The sequence below is a fragment of the Bacillus sp. EU55 genome (genome assembly GCF_038005925.1).
In the GTDB taxonomy this organism is placed as follows: Bacteria; Bacillota; Bacilli; order Bacillales; family Bacillaceae; genus Bacillus; species Bacillus velezensis.
Map to the genome: position 1 here is coordinate 88,251 of NZ_JBBOUE010000001.1, position 18,460 is coordinate 106,710.

Annotated in this window: 6 protein-coding genes, 9 tRNA genes and 6 rRNA genes; all 21 read left to right on the top strand. The window is 49.3% G+C overall.

All coding sequences use genetic code 11. The features are described from left to right. The first annotated feature begins 1 nt into the window (after window position 1). Window positions 2-1,003: a tRNA dihydrouridine synthase DusB gene (gene dusB / locus NYE50_RS00480; RefSeq protein ID WP_007409948.1), complete on the top strand. Its 1,002-nt coding sequence runs from the start codon at window positions 2-4 to the stop codon at window positions 1,001-1,003. A gap of 89 nt (window positions 1,004-1,092) precedes the next feature. After that, window positions 1,093-2,592 carry a lysine--tRNA ligase gene (gene lysS / locus NYE50_RS00485; RefSeq protein ID WP_014416740.1) on the top strand — a complete coding sequence of 500 codons (1,500 nt, stop codon included), beginning with the start codon at window positions 1,093-1,095 and terminating at the stop codon, window positions 2,590-2,592. A 328-nt stretch (window positions 2,593-2,920) separates the two neighbouring features. Then, window positions 2,921-4,470: ribosomal RNA gene (locus tag NYE50_RS00490) — 16S ribosomal RNA — on the top strand. 175 nt (window positions 4,471-4,645) lie between these two features. Beyond that, window positions 4,646-7,575: ribosomal RNA gene (locus NYE50_RS00495) — 23S ribosomal RNA — on the top strand. Between the two features lie 50 nt (window positions 7,576-7,625). After that, a 5S ribosomal RNA gene (gene rrf / locus NYE50_RS00500) occupies window positions 7,626-7,741 on the top strand. Between the two features lie 23 nt (window positions 7,742-7,764). Continuing rightward, window positions 7,765-7,840, top strand: a tRNA-Val gene (locus NYE50_RS00505). 5 nt (window positions 7,841-7,845) lie between these two features. After that, window positions 7,846-7,921: transfer RNA gene (locus tag NYE50_RS00510), tRNA-Thr, on the top strand. Window positions 7,922-7,957: 36 nt separating this feature from the next. Further along, window positions 7,958-8,033 (top strand) — tRNA-Lys (locus NYE50_RS00515). Between the two features lie 6 nt (window positions 8,034-8,039). Continuing rightward, window positions 8,040-8,121: transfer RNA gene (locus tag NYE50_RS00520), tRNA-Leu, on the top strand. 24 nt (window positions 8,122-8,145) lie between these two features. Continuing rightward, window positions 8,146-8,220 (top strand) — tRNA-Gly (locus NYE50_RS00525). A gap of 14 nt (window positions 8,221-8,234) precedes the next feature. After that, window positions 8,235-8,320, top strand: a tRNA-Leu gene (locus tag NYE50_RS00530). 11 nt (window positions 8,321-8,331) lie between these two features. Continuing rightward, window positions 8,332-8,408 (top strand) — tRNA-Arg (locus tag NYE50_RS00535). Between the two features lie 16 nt (window positions 8,409-8,424). Further along, window positions 8,425-8,501, top strand: a tRNA-Pro gene (locus NYE50_RS00540). Window positions 8,502-8,505: 4 nt separating this feature from the next. Further along, window positions 8,506-8,581, top strand: a tRNA-Ala gene (locus NYE50_RS00545). Window positions 8,582-8,746: 165 nt separating this feature from the next. After that, window positions 8,747-10,296: ribosomal RNA gene (locus tag NYE50_RS00550) — 16S ribosomal RNA — on the top strand. Window positions 10,297-10,471: 175 nt separating this feature from the next. Continuing rightward, window positions 10,472-13,401 (top strand): 23S ribosomal RNA (locus NYE50_RS00555). 50 nt (window positions 13,402-13,451) lie between these two features. Beyond that, window positions 13,452-13,567 (top strand): 5S ribosomal RNA (gene rrf, locus NYE50_RS00560). The 16S, 23S and 5S rRNA genes sit together here with 9 tRNA genes alongside, the layout of an rRNA operon. 279 nt (window positions 13,568-13,846) lie before the next feature. Beyond that, on the top strand, window positions 13,847-14,311 hold the full coding sequence (ctsR, locus tag NYE50_RS00565) for a transcriptional regulator CtsR (RefSeq protein ID WP_003156396.1): 465 nt from the start codon (window positions 13,847-13,849) through the stop codon (window positions 14,309-14,311). 13 nt (window positions 14,312-14,324) lie between these two features. Then, the gene (locus NYE50_RS00570) at window positions 14,325-14,882 is read left to right on the top strand and encodes a UvrB/UvrC motif-containing protein (RefSeq protein WP_003156397.1); all 558 of its coding nucleotides are present in this window, start codon (window positions 14,325-14,327) and stop codon (window positions 14,880-14,882) included. After that, window positions 14,882-15,973 carry a protein arginine kinase gene (locus NYE50_RS00575; RefSeq protein WP_159353704.1) on the top strand — a complete coding sequence of 364 codons (1,092 nt, stop codon included), beginning with the start codon at window positions 14,882-14,884 and terminating at the stop codon, window positions 15,971-15,973. The genes NYE50_RS00570 and NYE50_RS00575 overlap by 1 nt, the downstream gene beginning before the upstream one ends. Further along, complete coding sequence (gene clpC, locus NYE50_RS00580) at window positions 15,970-18,405, top strand: ATP-dependent protease ATP-binding subunit ClpC (protein WP_159353705.1); 2,436 nt, start codon at window positions 15,970-15,972, stop codon at window positions 18,403-18,405. Before NYE50_RS00575 ends, clpC begins: the two co-directional genes overlap by 4 nt. The last annotated feature ends 55 nt before the right edge of the window (window positions 18,406-18,460 follow it).

Genomic DNA, 18,460 nt, shown 5'->3' on the forward strand with positions numbered 1-18,460 from the left:
AATGTTTAAAATCGGTGATATTCAATTGAAAAACCGGGTTGTGCTTGCCCCTATGGCCGGTGTCTGCAACTCAGCGTTCAGATTGACTGTAAAGGAATTCGGAGCCGGATTGGTATGCGCTGAAATGGTCAGTGACAAAGCGATTCTTTACAACAACGCAAGAACAATGGGGATGCTTTACATTGATGAACGTGAAAAACCGCTCAGCCTTCAGATTTTTGGAGGGAAAAAGGAAACCCTTGTGGAAGCGGCGAAGTTTGTAGATCAAAACACGACTGCTGATATTATTGATATTAACATGGGATGTCCTGTACCCAAGATTACAAAATGTGATGCGGGCGCCAAATGGCTTCTCGATCCTGATAAGATTTATGAAATGGTATCCGCAGTAGTAGATGCTGTTGATAAGCCGGTTACAGTGAAGATGAGAATGGGTTGGGATGAAGAGCACATCTATGCGGTGAAAAATGCCCAAGCCGTTGAACGTGCCGGCGGAAAAGCCGTTGCCCTGCACGGCCGCACAAGAGTGCAAATGTATGAAGGCACTGCGAACTGGGATATCATTAAAGAAGTGAAGCAATCCGTCTCCATTCCCGTCATCGGAAACGGTGATGTCAAAACGCCTCAGGACGCGAAACGTATGCTTGAGGAAACAGGAGTTGACGGCGTCATGATCGGCCGGGCCGCACTCGGCAACCCGTGGATGATTTACCGTACGGTGCACTACCTTGAAACCGGTGAGTTAAAAGACGAACCGAAAGTCCGTGAAAAAATGTCGGTATGCAAACTGCACTTAGACCGCCTGATTAAGTTAAAAGGCGAAAATGTGGCAGTCAGAGAAATGAGAAAACACGCTGCCTGGTACCTGAAAGGTGTCAGAGGCAATGCGAATGTACGCAACGAAATCAACCAATGTGAGACGCGTGAAGAAGTTGTGCAGCTTTTAGATGCATTTACCGCCGAAGCAGAGGCAAAAGAGCTTCAAGATGCAAAAGTAGGTTAATATACACCCTCTATTGCTGCTCACTGCCAGCTTACCGCTGGCAGTTTTTCTGCTTTTTCGTGAAATCAAAATGTAACGGAGTGATACCAATGAGTCAAGAAGAGCAAAATCATGAGGAATTGAACGACCAGCTGCAAGTCAGACGAGATAAAATGAACCAGCTGAGAGAAAACGGCATTGACCCTTTCGGCGAACGTTTCGAGAGAACGCATCAATCTCAACAGATCATTGACGCCTACCAGGAGCTTTCTAAAGAAGAACTGGAAGAAAAAGCGATCGAAGTGACCATTGCAGGCCGTATGATGACAAAGCGCGGAAAAGGGAAAGCCGGCTTTGCGCATCTGCAGGACTTAGAAGGTCAAATTCAAATTTACGTAAGAAAAGACAGTGTCGGCGAAGAACAATATGAAATCTTTAAATCTTCAGACCTCGGAGACGTTATCGGCATCACGGGGAAAGTTTTCAAAACAAACGTAGGCGAGCTTTCTGTCAAAGCGACATCTTTTGAACTGCTGACAAAAGCACTGCGTCCTCTTCCTGATAAATATCATGGGTTAAAAGATGTTGAACAGCGTTACCGCCAGCGCTATCTCGATCTCATCGTAAACCCTGACAGCAAACAAACGTTTATCACACGCAGCAAAATCATCCAAGCGATGAGAAGATACTTAGATGACCATGGATACTTAGAAGTTGAAACACCTACGATGCACAGCATACCGGGAGGAGCGTCTGCACGCCCGTTCATCACGCACCATAACGCGCTCGATATGCCTCTTTATATGCGTATTGCGATTGAACTGCACCTGAAACGCCTGATTGTCGGCGGATTGGAAAAAGTCTACGAAATCGGCCGTGTGTTCCGTAATGAAGGTGTTTCTACACGCCATAACCCTGAATTCACGATGATCGAGCTGTATGAAGCGTACGCCGATTATAAAGATATTATGAGTCTTACGGAAAACCTCGTAGCACATATTGCGCAGGAAGTGCTTGGAAGCACCACAATCCAGTACGGAGAAGAGCAGATTGATCTGAAACCTGAATGGAAACGACTCCACATGGTAGATGCGGTCAAAGAAGCGACAGGCGTAGATTTCTGGAATGAGATGACTGTTGAAGAAGCGCGCGGTCATGCAAAAGAGCATGGTATCGAGATCACAAACTCAATGACGGTGGGTCATATCATCAATGAATTCTTCGAACAAAAAATTGAAGAAACACTCATTCAGCCTACATTTATTTACGGCCACCCTGTAGAGATTTCTCCTCTTGCTAAGAAAAATCCGGAGGACCCTCGCTTTACAGACCGTTTTGAGCTGTTTATCGTCGGCCGTGAGCACGCTAATGCGTTTACGGAGCTGAATGACCCTATTGACCAGAGGGAACGCTTTGAAGCGCAATTAAAAGAAAGAGAAGAAGGAAACGATGAAGCGCATATGATGGATGAAGACTTCGTTGAAGCTCTTGAATACGGCATGCCGCCGACCGGGGGATTGGGTATCGGTATCGACCGCCTTGTCATGCTGTTAACAAATGCTCCGTCTATCAGAGACGTTTTATTATTCCCTCAAATGAGACAACGCTAATAAAAGGGCAGGCGCCGTTTCTGCTTATCGCAGTACGGCGCTTTTTTAGAAACAAGCCGCTCGTAAAACTTTTTTGATTTTCTTTTAAAAAACTATTGCACTATTATTTGTGAGGTGGTATATTATTATTCGTTGCCGCTAAACAAGGCGCTGACGAAAAAAAGAAATTTAAAAAGTTGTTGACTTCAAGAGATTGATAAGATATAATAATAAAGTCGCTTGAACGAAAGACAAAAATGATCTTTGAAAACTAAACAAGACAAAACGTACCTGTTAATTCAAAGTTTTAAATAAATCGCACAGCGATGTGCGTAGTCAGTCAAACACTTTATCGGAGAGTTTGATCCTGGCTCAGGACGAACGCTGGCGGCGTGCCTAATACATGCAAGTCGAGCGGACAGATGGGAGCTTGCTCCCTGATGTTAGCGGCGGACGGGTGAGTAACACGTGGGTAACCTGCCTGTAAGACTGGGATAACTCCGGGAAACCGGGGCTAATACCGGATGGTTGTTTGAACCGCATGGTTCAGACATAAAAGGTGGCTTCGGCTACCACTTACAGATGGACCCGCGGCGCATTAGCTAGTTGGTGAGGTAACGGCTCACCAAGGCAACGATGCGTAGCCGACCTGAGAGGGTGATCGGCCACACTGGGACTGAGACACGGCCCAGACTCCTACGGGAGGCAGCAGTAGGGAATCTTCCGCAATGGACGAAAGTCTGACGGAGCAACGCCGCGTGAGTGATGAAGGTTTTCGGATCGTAAAGCTCTGTTGTTAGGGAAGAACAAGTGCCGTTCAAATAGGGCGGCACCTTGACGGTACCTAACCAGAAAGCCACGGCTAACTACGTGCCAGCAGCCGCGGTAATACGTAGGTGGCAAGCGTTGTCCGGAATTATTGGGCGTAAAGGGCTCGCAGGCGGTTTCTTAAGTCTGATGTGAAAGCCCCCGGCTCAACCGGGGAGGGTCATTGGAAACTGGGGAACTTGAGTGCAGAAGAGGAGAGTGGAATTCCACGTGTAGCGGTGAAATGCGTAGAGATGTGGAGGAACACCAGTGGCGAAGGCGACTCTCTGGTCTGTAACTGACGCTGAGGAGCGAAAGCGTGGGGAGCGAACAGGATTAGATACCCTGGTAGTCCACGCCGTAAACGATGAGTGCTAAGTGTTAGGGGGTTTCCGCCCCTTAGTGCTGCAGCTAACGCATTAAGCACTCCGCCTGGGGAGTACGGTCGCAAGACTGAAACTCAAAGGAATTGACGGGGGCCCGCACAAGCGGTGGAGCATGTGGTTTAATTCGAAGCAACGCGAAGAACCTTACCAGGTCTTGACATCCTCTGACAATCCTAGAGATAGGACGTCCCCTTCGGGGGCAGAGTGACAGGTGGTGCATGGTTGTCGTCAGCTCGTGTCGTGAGATGTTGGGTTAAGTCCCGCAACGAGCGCAACCCTTGATCTTAGTTGCCAGCATTCAGTTGGGCACTCTAAGGTGACTGCCGGTGACAAACCGGAGGAAGGTGGGGATGACGTCAAATCATCATGCCCCTTATGACCTGGGCTACACACGTGCTACAATGGGCAGAACAAAGGGCAGCGAAACCGCGAGGTTAAGCCAATCCCACAAATCTGTTCTCAGTTCGGATCGCAGTCTGCAACTCGACTGCGTGAAGCTGGAATCGCTAGTAATCGCGGATCAGCATGCCGCGGTGAATACGTTCCCGGGCCTTGTACACACCGCCCGTCACACCACGAGAGTTTGTAACACCCGAAGTCGGTGAGGTAACCTTTATGGAGCCAGCCGCCGAAGGTGGGACAGATGATTGGGGTGAAGTCGTAACAAGGTAGCCGTATCGGAAGGTGCGGCTGGATCACCTCCTTTCTAAGGATTTTAACGGAATATAAGACCTTGGGTCTTATAAACAGAACGTTCCCTGTCTTGTTTAGTTTTGAAGGATCATTCGATTCTTCGAGATGTTGTTCTTTGAAAACTAGATAACAGAAGTAATTCACATTCAATTAGTAATGCAAGATATCACGTAGTGATTCTTTTTAACGGTTAAGTTAGAAAGGGCGCACGGTGGATGCCTTGGCACTAGGAGCCGATGAAGGACGGGACGAACACCGATATGCTTCGGGGAGCTGTAAGCAAGCTTTGATCCGGAGATTTCCGAATGGGGAAACCCACCACTCGTAATGGAGTGGTATCCATATCTGAATACATAGGATATGAGAAGGCAGACCCGGGGAACTGAAACATCTAAGTACCCGGAGGAAGAGAAAGCAAATGCGATTCCCTGAGTAGCGGCGAGCGAAACGGGACCAGCCCAAACCAAGAGGCTTGCCTCTTGGGGTTGTAGGACACTCTGTACGGAGTTACAAAGGAACGAGGTAGATGAAGAGGTCTGGAAAGGCCCGCCATAGGAGGTAACAGCCCTGTAGTCAAAACTTCGTTCTCTCCTGAGTGGATCCTGAGTACGGCGGAACACGTGAAATTCCGTCGGAATCCGGGAGGACCATCTCCCAAGGCTAAATACTCCCTAGTGACCGATAGTGAACCAGTACCGTGAGGGAAAGGTGAAAAGCACCCCGGAAGGGGAGTGAAAGAGATCCTGAAACCGTGTGCCTACAAGTAGTCAGAGCCCGTTAACGGGTGATGGCGTGCCTTTTGTAGAATGAACCGGCGAGTTACGATCCCGTGCAAGGTTAAGCAGAAGATGCGGAGCCGCAGCGAAAGCGAGTCTGAATAGGGCGAATTGAGTACGTGGTCGTAGACCCGAAACCAGGTGATCTACCCATGTCCAGGGTGAAGTTCAGGTAACACTGAATGGAGGCCCGAACCCACGCACGTTGAAAAGTGCGGGGATGAGGTGTGGGTAGGGGTGAAATGCCAATCGAACCTGGAGATAGCTGGTTCTCTCCGAAATAGCTTTAGGGCTAGCCTCAAGGTAAGAGTCTCGGAGGTAGAGCACTGATTGGACTAGGGGCCCCTACCGGGTTACCGAATTCAGTCAAACTCCGAATGCCGATGACTTATCCTTGGGAGTCAGACTGCGAGTGATAAGATCCGTAGTCGAAAGGGAAACAGCCCAGACCGCCAGCTAAGGTCCCAAAGTATACGTTAAGTGGAAAAGGATGTGGAGTTGCTTAGACAACCAGGATGTTGGCTTAGAAGCAGCCACCATTTAAAGAGTGCGTAATAGCTCACTGGTCGAGTGACTCTGCGCCGAAAATGTACCGGGGCTAAACGTATCACCGAAGCTGCGGACTGTTCTTCGAACAGTGGTAGGAGAGCGTTCTAAGGGCTGTGAAGCAAGACCGGAAGGACTTGTGGAGCGCTTAGAAGTGAGAATGCCGGTATGAGTAGCGAAAGAGGGGTGAGAATCCCCTCCACCGAATGCCTAAGGTTTCCTGAGGAAGGCTCGTCCGCTCAGGGTTAGTCGGGACCTAAGCCGAGGCCGAAAGGCGTAGGCGATGGATAACAGGTTGATATTCCTGTACCACCTCCTCACCATTTGAGCAATGGGGGGACGCAGGAGGATAGGGTAAGCGCGGTATTGGATATCCGCGTCCAAGCAGTTAGGCTGGGAAATAGGCAAATCCGTTTCCCGTGAAGGCTGAGCTGTGATGGCGAGCGAATTATAGTAGCGAAGTTCCTGATTCCACACTGCCAAGAAAAGCCTCTAGCGAGGTGAGAGGTGCCCGTACCGCAAACCGACACAGGTAGGCGAGGAGAGAATCCTAAGGTGATCGAGAGAACTCTCGTTAAGGAACTCGGCAAAATGACCCCGTAACTTCGGGAGAAGGGGTGCTCTGTTAGGGTGCAAGCCCGAGAGAGCCGCAGTGAATAGGCCCAGGCGACTGTTTAGCAAAAACACAGGTCTCTGCGAAGCCGTAAGGCGAAGTATAGGGGCTGACGCCTGCCCGGTGCTGGAAGGTTAAGAGGAGCGCTTAGCGTAAGCGAAGGTGCGAATTGAAGCCCCAGTAAACGGCGGCCGTAACTATAACGGTCCTAAGGTAGCGAAATTCCTTGTCGGGTAAGTTCCGACCCGCACGAAAGGCGCAACGATCTGGGCACTGTCTCAACGAGAGACTCGGTGAAATTATAGTACCTGTGAAGATGCAGGTTACCCGCGACAGGACGGAAAGACCCCGTGGAGCTTTACTGCAGCCTGATATTGAATGTTGGTACAGCTTGTACAGGATAGGTAGGAGCCTTGGAAACCGGAGCGCCAGCTTCGGTGGAGGCATCGGTGGGATACTACCCTGGCTGTATTGACCTTCTAACCCGCCGCCCTTATCGGGCGGGGAGACAGTGTCAGGTGGGCAGTTTGACTGGGGCGGTCGCCTCCTAAAAGGTAACGGAGGCGCCCAAAGGTTCCCTCAGAATGGTTGGAAATCATTCGCAGAGTGTAAAGGCACAAGGGAGCTTGACTGCGAGACCTACAAGTCGAGCAGGGACGAAAGTCGGGCTTAGTGATCCGGTGGTTCCGCATGGAAGGGCCATCGCTCAACGGATAAAAGCTACCCCGGGGATAACAGGCTTATCTCCCCCAAGAGTCCACATCGACGGGGAGGTTTGGCACCTCGATGTCGGCTCATCGCATCCTGGGGCTGTAGTCGGTCCCAAGGGTTGGGCTGTTCGCCCATTAAAGCGGTACGCGAGCTGGGTTCAGAACGTCGTGAGACAGTTCGGTCCCTATCCGTCGCGGGCGCAGGAAATTTGAGAGGAGCTGTCCTTAGTACGAGAGGACCGGGATGGACGCACCGCTGGTGTACCAGTTGTTCTGCCAAGGGCATCGCTGGGTAGCTATGTGCGGACGGGATAAGTGCTGAAAGCATCTAAGCATGAAGCCCCCCTCAAGATGAGATTTCCCATTCCGCAAGGAAGTAAGATCCCTGAAAGATGATCAGGTTGATAGGTCTGAGGTGGAAGTGTGGCGACACATGGAGCTGACAGATACTAATCGATCGAGGACTTAACCAATTTGAATGTATGCTTACTGTTATCTAGTTTTGAGAGAACACTCTCAATGGTTTGGTGGCGATAGCGAAGAGGTCACACCCGTTCCCATGCCGAACACGGAAGTTAAGCTCTTCAGCGCCGATGGTAGTCGGGGGTTTCCCCCTGTGAGAGTAGGACGCCGCCAAGCCATTACACGCAAGTGTAATATATGGAGGATTAGCTCAGCTGGGAGAGCATCTGCCTTACAAGCAGAGGGTCGGCGGTTCGAGCCCGTCATCCTCCACCATATTTGCCGGCCTAGCTCAATTGGTAGAGCAACTGACTTGTAATCAGTAGGTTGGGGGTTCAAGTCCTCTGGCCGGCACCATTTTTGGACAAGATAATAACATAAGTCTTTTAAAAAGAGCCATTAGCTCAGTTGGTAGAGCATCTGACTTTTAATCAGAGGGTCGAAGGTTCGAGTCCTTCATGGCTCACCATGTTACGCGGGTGTGGCGGAATTGGCAGACGCGCTAGACTTAGGATCTAGTGTCTTATGACGTGGGGGTTCAAGTCCCTTCACCCGCATTATACAGGATAACTATCCTGTATGCGGAAGTAGTTCAGTGGTAGAACACCACCTTGCCAAGGTGGGGGTCGCGGGTTCGAATCCCGTCTTCCGCTCCAACTATACCATCCACGCCGGGGTGGTGGAATTGGCAGACACACAGGACTTAAAATCCTGCGGTAGGTGACTACCGTGCCGGTTCAAGTCCGGCCCTCGGCATTCATTATTATGCGCCCGTAGCTCAATTGGATAGAGCGTTTGACTACGGATCAAAAGGTTAGGGGTTCGACTCCTCTCGGGCGCGCCATAATATTTTTAAAAATCGGGAAGTAGCTCAGCTTGGTAGAGCACATGGTTTGGGACCATGGGGTCGCAGGTTCGAATCCTGTCTTCCCGACCACTTCGGGGCCTTAGCTCAGCTGGGAGAGCGCCTGCTTTGCACGCAGGAGGTCAGCGGTTCGATCCCGCTAGGCTCCACCATTTATAAAAAAACATGTTGACTTTAAGAGGAACTTATTATATACTTAAAAAGTTGCTTGAGTAAGTGAACAAAATGATCTTTGAAAACTAAACAAGACAAAACGTACCTGTTAATTCAAAGTTTTAAATAAATCGCACAGCGATGTGCGTAGTCAGTCAAACACTTTATCGGAGAGTTTGATCCTGGCTCAGGACGAACGCTGGCGGCGTGCCTAATACATGCAAGTCGAGCGGACAGATGGGAGCTTGCTCCCTGATGTTAGCGGCGGACGGGTGAGTAACACGTGGGTAACCTGCCTGTAAGACTGGGATAACTCCGGGAAACCGGGGCTAATACCGGATGGTTGTTTGAACCGCATGGTTCAGACATAAAAGGTGGCTTCGGCTACCACTTACAGATGGACCCGCGGCGCATTAGCTAGTTGGTGAGGTAACGGCTCACCAAGGCAACGATGCGTAGCCGACCTGAGAGGGTGATCGGCCACACTGGGACTGAGACACGGCCCAGACTCCTACGGGAGGCAGCAGTAGGGAATCTTCCGCAATGGACGAAAGTCTGACGGAGCAACGCCGCGTGAGTGATGAAGGTTTTCGGATCGTAAAGCTCTGTTGTTAGGGAAGAACAAGTGCCGTTCAAATAGGGCGGCACCTTGACGGTACCTAACCAGAAAGCCACGGCTAACTACGTGCCAGCAGCCGCGGTAATACGTAGGTGGCAAGCGTTGTCCGGAATTATTGGGCGTAAAGGGCTCGCAGGCGGTTTCTTAAGTCTGATGTGAAAGCCCCCGGCTCAACCGGGGAGGGTCATTGGAAACTGGGGAACTTGAGTGCAGAAGAGGAGAGTGGAATTCCACGTGTAGCGGTGAAATGCGTAGAGATGTGGAGGAACACCAGTGGCGAAGGCGACTCTCTGGTCTGTAACTGACGCTGAGGAGCGAAAGCGTGGGGAGCGAACAGGATTAGATACCCTGGTAGTCCACGCCGTAAACGATGAGTGCTAAGTGTTAGGGGGTTTCCGCCCCTTAGTGCTGCAGCTAACGCATTAAGCACTCCGCCTGGGGAGTACGGTCGCAAGACTGAAACTCAAAGGAATTGACGGGGGCCCGCACAAGCGGTGGAGCATGTGGTTTAATTCGAAGCAACGCGAAGAACCTTACCAGGTCTTGACATCCTCTGACAATCCTAGAGATAGGACGTCCCCTTCGGGGGCAGAGTGACAGGTGGTGCATGGTTGTCGTCAGCTCGTGTCGTGAGATGTTGGGTTAAGTCCCGCAACGAGCGCAACCCTTGATCTTAGTTGCCAGCATTCAGTTGGGCACTCTAAGGTGACTGCCGGTGACAAACCGGAGGAAGGTGGGGATGACGTCAAATCATCATGCCCCTTATGACCTGGGCTACACACGTGCTACAATGGGCAGAACAAAGGGCAGCGAAACCGCGAGGTTAAGCCAATCCCACAAATCTGTTCTCAGTTCGGATCGCAGTCTGCAACTCGACTGCGTGAAGCTGGAATCGCTAGTAATCGCGGATCAGCATGCCGCGGTGAATACGTTCCCGGGCCTTGTACACACCGCCCGTCACACCACGAGAGTTTGTAACACCCGAAGTCGGTGAGGTAACCTTTTAGGAGCCAGCCGCCGAAGGTGGGACAGATGATTGGGGTGAAGTCGTAACAAGGTAGCCGTATCGGAAGGTGCGGCTGGATCACCTCCTTTCTAAGGATTTTAACGGAATATAAGACCTTGGGTCTTATAAACAGAACGTTCCCTGTCTTGTTTAGTTTTGAAGGATCATTCGATTCTTCGAGATGTTGTTCTTTGAAAACTAGATAACAGAAGTAATTCACATTCAATTAGTAATGCAAGATATCACGTAGTGATTCTTTTTAACGGTTAAGTTAGAAAGGGCGCACGGTGGATGCCTTGGCACTAGGAGCCGATGAAGGACGGGACGAACACCGATATGCTTCGGGGAGCTGTAAGCAAGCTTTGATCCGGAGATTTCCGAATGGGGAAACCCACCACTCGTAATGGAGTGGTATCCATATCTGAATACATAGGATATGAGAAGGCAGACCCGGGGAACTGAAACATCTAAGTACCCGGAGGAAGAGAAAGCAAATGCGATTCCCTGAGTAGCGGCGAGCGAAACGGGACCAGCCCAAACCAAGAGGCTTGCCTCTTGGGGTTGTAGGACACTCTGTACGGAGTTACAAAGGAACGAGGTAGATGAAGAGGTCTGGAAAGGCCCGCCATAGGAGGTAACAGCCCTGTAGTCAAAACTTCGTTCTCTCCTGAGTGGATCCTGAGTACGGCGGAACACGTGAAATTCCGTCGGAATCCGGGAGGACCATCTCCCAAGGCTAAATACTCCCTAGTGACCGATAGTGAACCAGTACCGTGAGGGAAAGGTGAAAAGCACCCCGGAAGGGGAGTGAAAGAGATCCTGAAACCGTGTGCCTACAAGTAGTCAGAGCCCGTTAACGGGTGATGGCGTGCCTTTTGTAGAATGAACCGGCGAGTTACGATCCCGTGCAAGGTTAAGCAGAAGATGCGGAGCCGCAGCGAAAGCGAGTCTGAATAGGGCGAATTGAGTACGTGGTCGTAGACCCGAAACCAGGTGATCTACCCATGTCCAGGGTGAAGTTCAGGTAACACTGAATGGAGGCCCGAACCCACGCACGTTGAAAAGTGCGGGGATGAGGTGTGGGTAGGGGTGAAATGCCAATCGAACCTGGAGATAGCTGGTTCTCTCCGAAATAGCTTTAGGGCTAGCCTCAAGGTAAGAGTCTCGGAGGTAGAGCACTGATTGGACTAGGGGCCCCTACCGGGTTACCGAATTCAGTCAAACTCCGAATGCCGATGACTTATCCTTGGGAGTCAGACTGCGAGTGATAAGATCCGTAGTCGAAAGGGAAACAGCCCAGACCGCCAGCTAAGGTCCCAAAGTATACGTTAAGTGGAAAAGGATGTGGAGTTGCTTAGACAACCAGGATGTTGGCTTAGAAGCAGCCACCATTTAAAGAGTGCGTAATAGCTCACTGGTCGAGTGACTCTGCGCCGAAAATGTACCGGGGCTAAACGTATCACCGAAGCTGCGGACTGTTCTTCGAACAGTGGTAGGAGAGCGTTCTAAGGGCTGTGAAGCAAGACCGGAAGGACTTGTGGAGCGCTTAGAAGTGAGAATGCCGGTATGAGTAGCGAAAGAGGGGTGAGAATCCCCTCCACCGAATGCCTAAGGTTTCCTGAGGAAGGCTCGTCCGCTCAGGGTTAGTCGGGACCTAAGCCGAGGCCGAAAGGCGTAGGCGATGGATAACAGGTTGATATTCCTGTACCACCTCCTCACCATTTGAGCAATGGGGGGACGCAGGAGGATAGGGTAAGCGCGGTATTGGATATCCGCGTCCAAGCAGTTAGGCTGGGAAATAGGCAAATCCGTTTCCCGTGAAGGCTGAGCTGTGATGGCGAGCGAATTATAGTAGCGAAGTTCCTGATTCCACACTGCCAAGAAAAGCCTCTAGCGAGGTGAGAGGTGCCCGTACCGCAAACCGACACAGGTAGGCGAGGAGAGAATCCTAAGGTGATCGAGAGAACTCTCGTTAAGGAACTCGGCAAAATGACCCCGTAACTTCGGGAGAAGGGGTGCTCTGTTAGGGTGCAAGCCCGAGAGAGCCGCAGTGAATAGGCCCAGGCGACTGTTTAGCAAAAACACAGGTCTCTGCGAAGCCGTAAGGCGAAGTATAGGGGCTGACGCCTGCCCGGTGCTGGAAGGTTAAGAGGAGCGCTTAGCGTAAGCGAAGGTGCGAATTGAAGCCCCAGTAAACGGCGGCCGTAACTATAACGGTCCTAAGGTAGCGAAATTCCTTGTCGGGTAAGTTCCGACCCGCACGAAAGGCGCAACGATCTGGGCACTGTCTCAACGAGAGACTCGGTGAAATTATAGTACCTGTGAAGATGCAGGTTACCCGCGACAGGACGGAAAGACCCCGTGGAGCTTTACTGCAGCCTGATATTGAATGTTGGTACAGCTTGTACAGGATAGGTAGGAGCCTTGGAAACCGGAGCGCCAGCTTCGGTGGAGGCATCGGTGGGATACTACCCTGGCTGTATTGACCTTCTAACCCGCCGCCCTTATCGGGCGGGGAGACAGTGTCAGGTGGGCAGTTTGACTGGGGCGGTCGCCTCCTAAAAGGTAACGGAGGCGCCCAAAGGTTCCCTCAGAATGGTTGGAAATCATTCGCAGAGTGTAAAGGCACAAGGGAGCTTGACTGCGAGACCTACAAGTCGAGCAGGGACGAAAGTCGGGCTTAGTGATCCGGTGGTTCCGCATGGAAGGGCCATCGCTCAACGGATAAAAGCTACCCCGGGGATAACAGGCTTATCTCCCCCAAGAGTCCACATCGACGGGGAGGTTTGGCACCTCGATGTCGGCTCATCGCATCCTGGGGCTGTAGTCGGTCCCAAGGGTTGGGCTGTTCGCCCATTAAAGCGGTACGCGAGCTGGGTTCAGAACGTCGTGAGACAGTTCGGTCCCTATCCGTCGCGGGCGCAGGAAATTTGAGAGGAGCTGTCCTTAGTACGAGAGGACCGGGATGGACGCACCGCTGGTGTACCAGTTGTTCTGCCAAGGGCATCGCTGGGTAGCTATGTGCGGACGGGATAAGTGCTGAAAGCATCTAAGCATGAAGCCCCCCTCAAGATGAGATTTCCCATTCCGCAAGGAAGTAAGATCCCTGAAAGATGATCAGGTTGATAGGTCTGAGGTGGAAGTGTGGCGACACATGGAGCTGACAGATACTAATCGATCGAGGACTTAACCAATTTGAATGTATGCTTACTGTTATCTAGTTTTGAGAGAACACTCTCAATGGTTTGGTGGCGATAGCGAAGAGGTCACACCCGTTCCCATGCCGAACACGGAAGTTAAGCTCTTCAGCGCCGATGGTAGTCGGGGGTTTCCCCCTGTGAGAGTAGGACGCCGCCAAGCTATCATTACGGTAAAGGCAGCTCATCATGAGCTGCCTTTTTTGTGTTTTTTTGCATACGTTATATAATATGAGAAACGTAACGATATGCCTTTTTGCAAAAGCAGGTTTTATGCTTGTGCAAAGTGGAAATAATAGAGATAGAGCGATACAGTTGAAAAATTTTGCGAAACACCTTATAGTAAGATTAAAGTCAAATATAGTCAAAGTCAATAAAGGCGAAACACCTTATAGTAAGATTAAAGTCAAATATAGTCAAAGTCAATAAAGGAGGGGGTTGAGTGGGACATAATATTTCTGACATCATTGAACAGTACTTGAAACAAGTATTAGATCAAAATGGCAAAGAAATTTTAGAGATCAAACGCAGTGAAATCGCTGATAAATTTCAATGTGTTCCTTCCCAAATAAATTATGTCATCAACACCAGATTTACAAGTGAAAGAGGATATATTGTTGAAAGTAAACGGGGAGGCGGCGGTTATATTCGTATTATCAAAATTAAAATGAATAACGAAGTCGTCCTCATCAATAATATTATTTCGCAGATTCATACCCACTTGTCCCAGGCAGCCTCTGATGACATTATTCTCAGACTGTTAGAGGACGGAGTTATTTCGGAAAGAGAAGCTAAAATGATGGTGAGTGTAATGGATCGTTCAGTTCTATATATTGATTTGCCCGAACGGGATGAGCTAAGAGCCAGAATGATGAAAGCAATGCTCACATCTTTAAAACTAAAGTAAGCGGGTGAAAAGATTGATTTGTCAAGAATGCAATGAGAGACCGGCCACTTTTCACTTTACGAAAGTTGTTAATGGAGAAAAACAAGAAGTTCATATTTGTGAACAATGTGCAAAAGAAAATAGCGATTCATACAGTATAAGTGGAAACCAAGGGTTCTCGATTCATAATTTATTATCAGGGCTGCTGAATATGGAGTCTTCATTTCAAAACACCGGTTCTCAAATGTTCGGCTATTCAGAGCAAGGGACAGCTTGTAAGAAATGCGGTATGACGTTTCAGCAGCTGAGAAAAACAGGGCGTTTCGGCTGTGCGGAATGTTACGATACGTTCTACAGCCAAATTACGCCGATCTTGCGAAAAGTTCATAGCGGGAATACGGTGCATGCCGGGAAAATTCCAAAACGAATAGGCGGAAACCTGCATGTAAGACGGCAAATGGAAATGTTAAAAAAAGAACTTGAATCTTTAATACACCACGAAGAGTTTGAAAGGGCAGCGGAGGTCAGGGATCAGATCCGATCGTTAGAGCAGGAATTAAAAAGTACAGACAGTGAGGGGGAACAAGGGTAATGTCGCTCAAGCATTTTATTCAGGACGCACTAAGCAATTGGATGAAGCAAAAGGGACCTGAAAGTGACATTGTACTCAGCAGCCGTATACGGTTGGCCCGAAACTTTGAAAATATAAAGTTTCCTGCCAGGTATACGAATGAAGAAGCCTCATCCATCATTCAGCAATTCGAAGATCATTTTTCAGGAAAAGAACTGCCTGATATCGGTCAATTTCATTTAATCAGAATGAGTGAAGCTCAGCCTTTGGAAAAACGGGTGCTAATGGAGAAACATCTGATCAGTCCTAATTTAACGGAATCTCCTTTTGGCGGCTGTCTGCTTTCTGAAAATGAAGAAGTCAGCATTATGTTAAATGAGGAAGATCATATCAGAATTCAATGCCTCTTCCCCGGCTTCCAGCTTCTCAACGCCATAAAAGTGGCAAACCAGGTTGATGACTGGATTGAGGAGAAAGTGGATTACGCCTTTGGAGAGAAGAGAGGGTACTTAACAAGCTGTCCTACAAATGTAGGGACGGGACTAAGGGCTTCAGTCATGATGCATTTGCCGGGCCTTGTATTAACTAGGCAAATGAATCGAATTATACCGGCAATTAACCAATTAGGTTTAGTTGTTAGAGGAATTTACGGTGAAGGCAGCGAAGCATTAGGAAATATCTTTCAAATTTCAAATCAAATCACACTCGGAAAATCAGAACAGGACATTGTAGATGATTTAAACAGTGTGGCTGCCCAGCTGATTGAGCAGGAACGTTCAGCCCGAGAAGCGCTTTACCAAACTTCGAAAATTGAATTGGAGGACCGGGTATTCAGATCTTACGGTGTTTTATCCAACTGCCGTATGATTGAATCAAAGGAAACGGCGAAATGCCTTTCTGACGTTCGGCTGGGGATAGACCTGGGGATCATCAAAGGGCTATCAAGCAATATACTTAATGAACTGATGATTTTGACACAGCCGGGTTTTCTCCAGCAATATTCGGGCGGTGCATTACGGCCGAACGAAAGAGACGCGAGAAGAGCGGCTCTTATCAGGGAAAGGCTGCATTTAGAAATGAGTGCAAATAGACAGGAGGATGATTCGATATGATGTTTGGAAGGTTTACAGAGCGAGCTCAAAAGGTATTGGCACTGGCACAGGAAGAAGCACTGCGCTTAGGCGATACAAATATCGGAACTGAACATATACTATTAGGGTTAGTCCGTGAAGGCGAAGGGATCGCATTTAAAGCTTTAGAGGCGCTTGGCCTTAATTCAGATAAAATGCAGAAAGAAGTGGAAAGTTTGATCGGTCGAGGGCAGGAAAGCACCACCTCTGTTCCTCATTACACACCTCGAGCCAAAAAGGTAATAGAGTTATCAATGGATGAAGCCAGAAAGCTAGGACATTCTTATGTGGGAACAGAACACATACTTCTCGGACTGATTCGTGAAGGAGAAGGCGTGGCGGCGAGAGTTCTGAATAATCTCGGTGTCAGCTTGAATAAGGCGAGACAGCAGGTGCTGCAGCTTCTGGGAAGCAATGAGACGGGATCTTCTGCATCCGGTACGAACAGCAATGCAAACACGCCGACGCTGGACAGTCTGGCGCGTGATTTAACTGCGATTGCGAAGGAAGACAGTCTTGATCCGGTTATCGGCCGAAGCAAAGAAATTCAGCGTGTTATTGAGGTATTAAGCCGCAGAACGAAAAATAATCCCGTTCTTATCGGAGAACCGGGTGTAGGTAAAACTGCGATTGCTGAAGGCCTCGCACAGCAGATCATCAATAATGAAGTGCCGGAAATTTTACGTGATAAACGCGTAATGACGTTAGACATGGGTACGGTTGTAGCCGGTACGAAATACCGCGGAGAATTTGAAGACCGCTTGAAAAAAGTAATGGATGAAATACGTCAGGCCGGCAATATTATTTTATTCATTGACGAACTGCATACACTGATCGGAGCGGGGGGAGCAGAAGGTGCGATTGACGCATCGAATATCTTAAAACCTTCACTGGCCCGCGGAGAGCTTCAATGCATCGGTGCCACAACGCTTGATGAATACCGTAAATATATCGAAAAAGACGCGGCTCTCGAGCGCCGTTTCCAGCCGATTCAGGTGGATCAGCCGTCAGCCGATGAAAGCATTCAAATTTTAAAAGGGCTCCGTGACCGGTATGAAGCGCATCACCGCGTATCCATTACCGATGAAGCGATCGAAGCGGCGGTTAAATTGTCCGACCGTTATATTTCTGACCGCTTCCTTCCGGATAAAGCGATCGATTTAATTGATGAAGCCGGTTCAAAAGTGCGTCTCCGTTCTTTCACAACCCCTCCGAACTTAAAAGAGCTTGAGCAGAAACTCGATGAAGTTCGCAAGGAAAAAGACGCTGCCGTTCAGAGCCAGGAGTTTGAAAAAGCGGCTTCCCTTCGTGATACAGAGCAGCGCCTGAGAGAACAGGTGGAAGATACGAAAAAAACGTGGAAAGAAAAACAAGGCCAGGAGAACTCCGAAGTTTCTGTAGAGGATATCGCGATGGTTGTATCCAGCTGGACCGGGGTTCCCGTATCTAAAATTGCCCAAACGGAAACAGATAAGCTTCTCAATATGGAAAGCATTCTGCATTCCCGCGTCATCGGCCAGGATGAAGCCGTTGTAGCCGTTGCAAAGGCTGTCAGACGTGCAAGAGCCGGACTGAAGGACCCGAAACGTCCGATTGGTTCATTCATCTTCTTAGGCCCTACAGGCGTTGGGAAGACAGAGCTGGCAAGAGCGCTGGCGGAATCCATTTTCGGTGATGAGGAAGCGATGATCAGAGTGGATATGTCCGAATACATGGAGAAACACTCGACTTCACGCCTTGTCGGTTCTCCTCCCGGATATGTCGGCTATGATGAAGGCGGCCAGCTGACAGAAAAAGTGAGAAGAAAACCTTACTCTGTCGTATTGCTTGATGAAATTGAAAAAGCGCACCCTGATGTGTTTAACATTCTCCTGCAAGTGCTTGAAGACGGACGCTTGACTGATTCAAAAGGACGCACTGTGGATTTCCGCAACACGATCCTGATTATGACGTCAAACGTCGGGGCGAGCGAGCTGAAGCGCAACAAATATGTGGGCTTCAATGTCCAGGATGAATCACAAAACCATAAAGACATGAAAGACAAAGTCATGGGAGAGCTGAAGCGTGCCTTCAGACCTGAGTTTATCAACCGGATTGACGAAATTATCGTCTTCCACTCCCTTGAGAAAAAACATCTTACAGACATCGTGTCGCTTATGTCTGATCAGTTAACAAAACGTCTGAAAGAACAAGATCTCTCTATCGAGCTGACGGATGCTGCAAAAGCAAAAGTAGCAGAAGAGGGCGTCGATTTGGAATACGGCGCACGTCCGTTAAGAAGAGCGATTCAAAAGCATGTGGAGGACCGGTTATCAGAAGAACTCCTCAGAGGCAATATTGATAAAGGCCAGCACATTGTTCTTGATGTTGAGGACGGCGAATTTGTCGTAAAAACAACTGCTAAAACGAACTAATATAGTGACAAACATGAGGCATACGTAAGCGAGTGTATGCCTCACTTTGTTATAT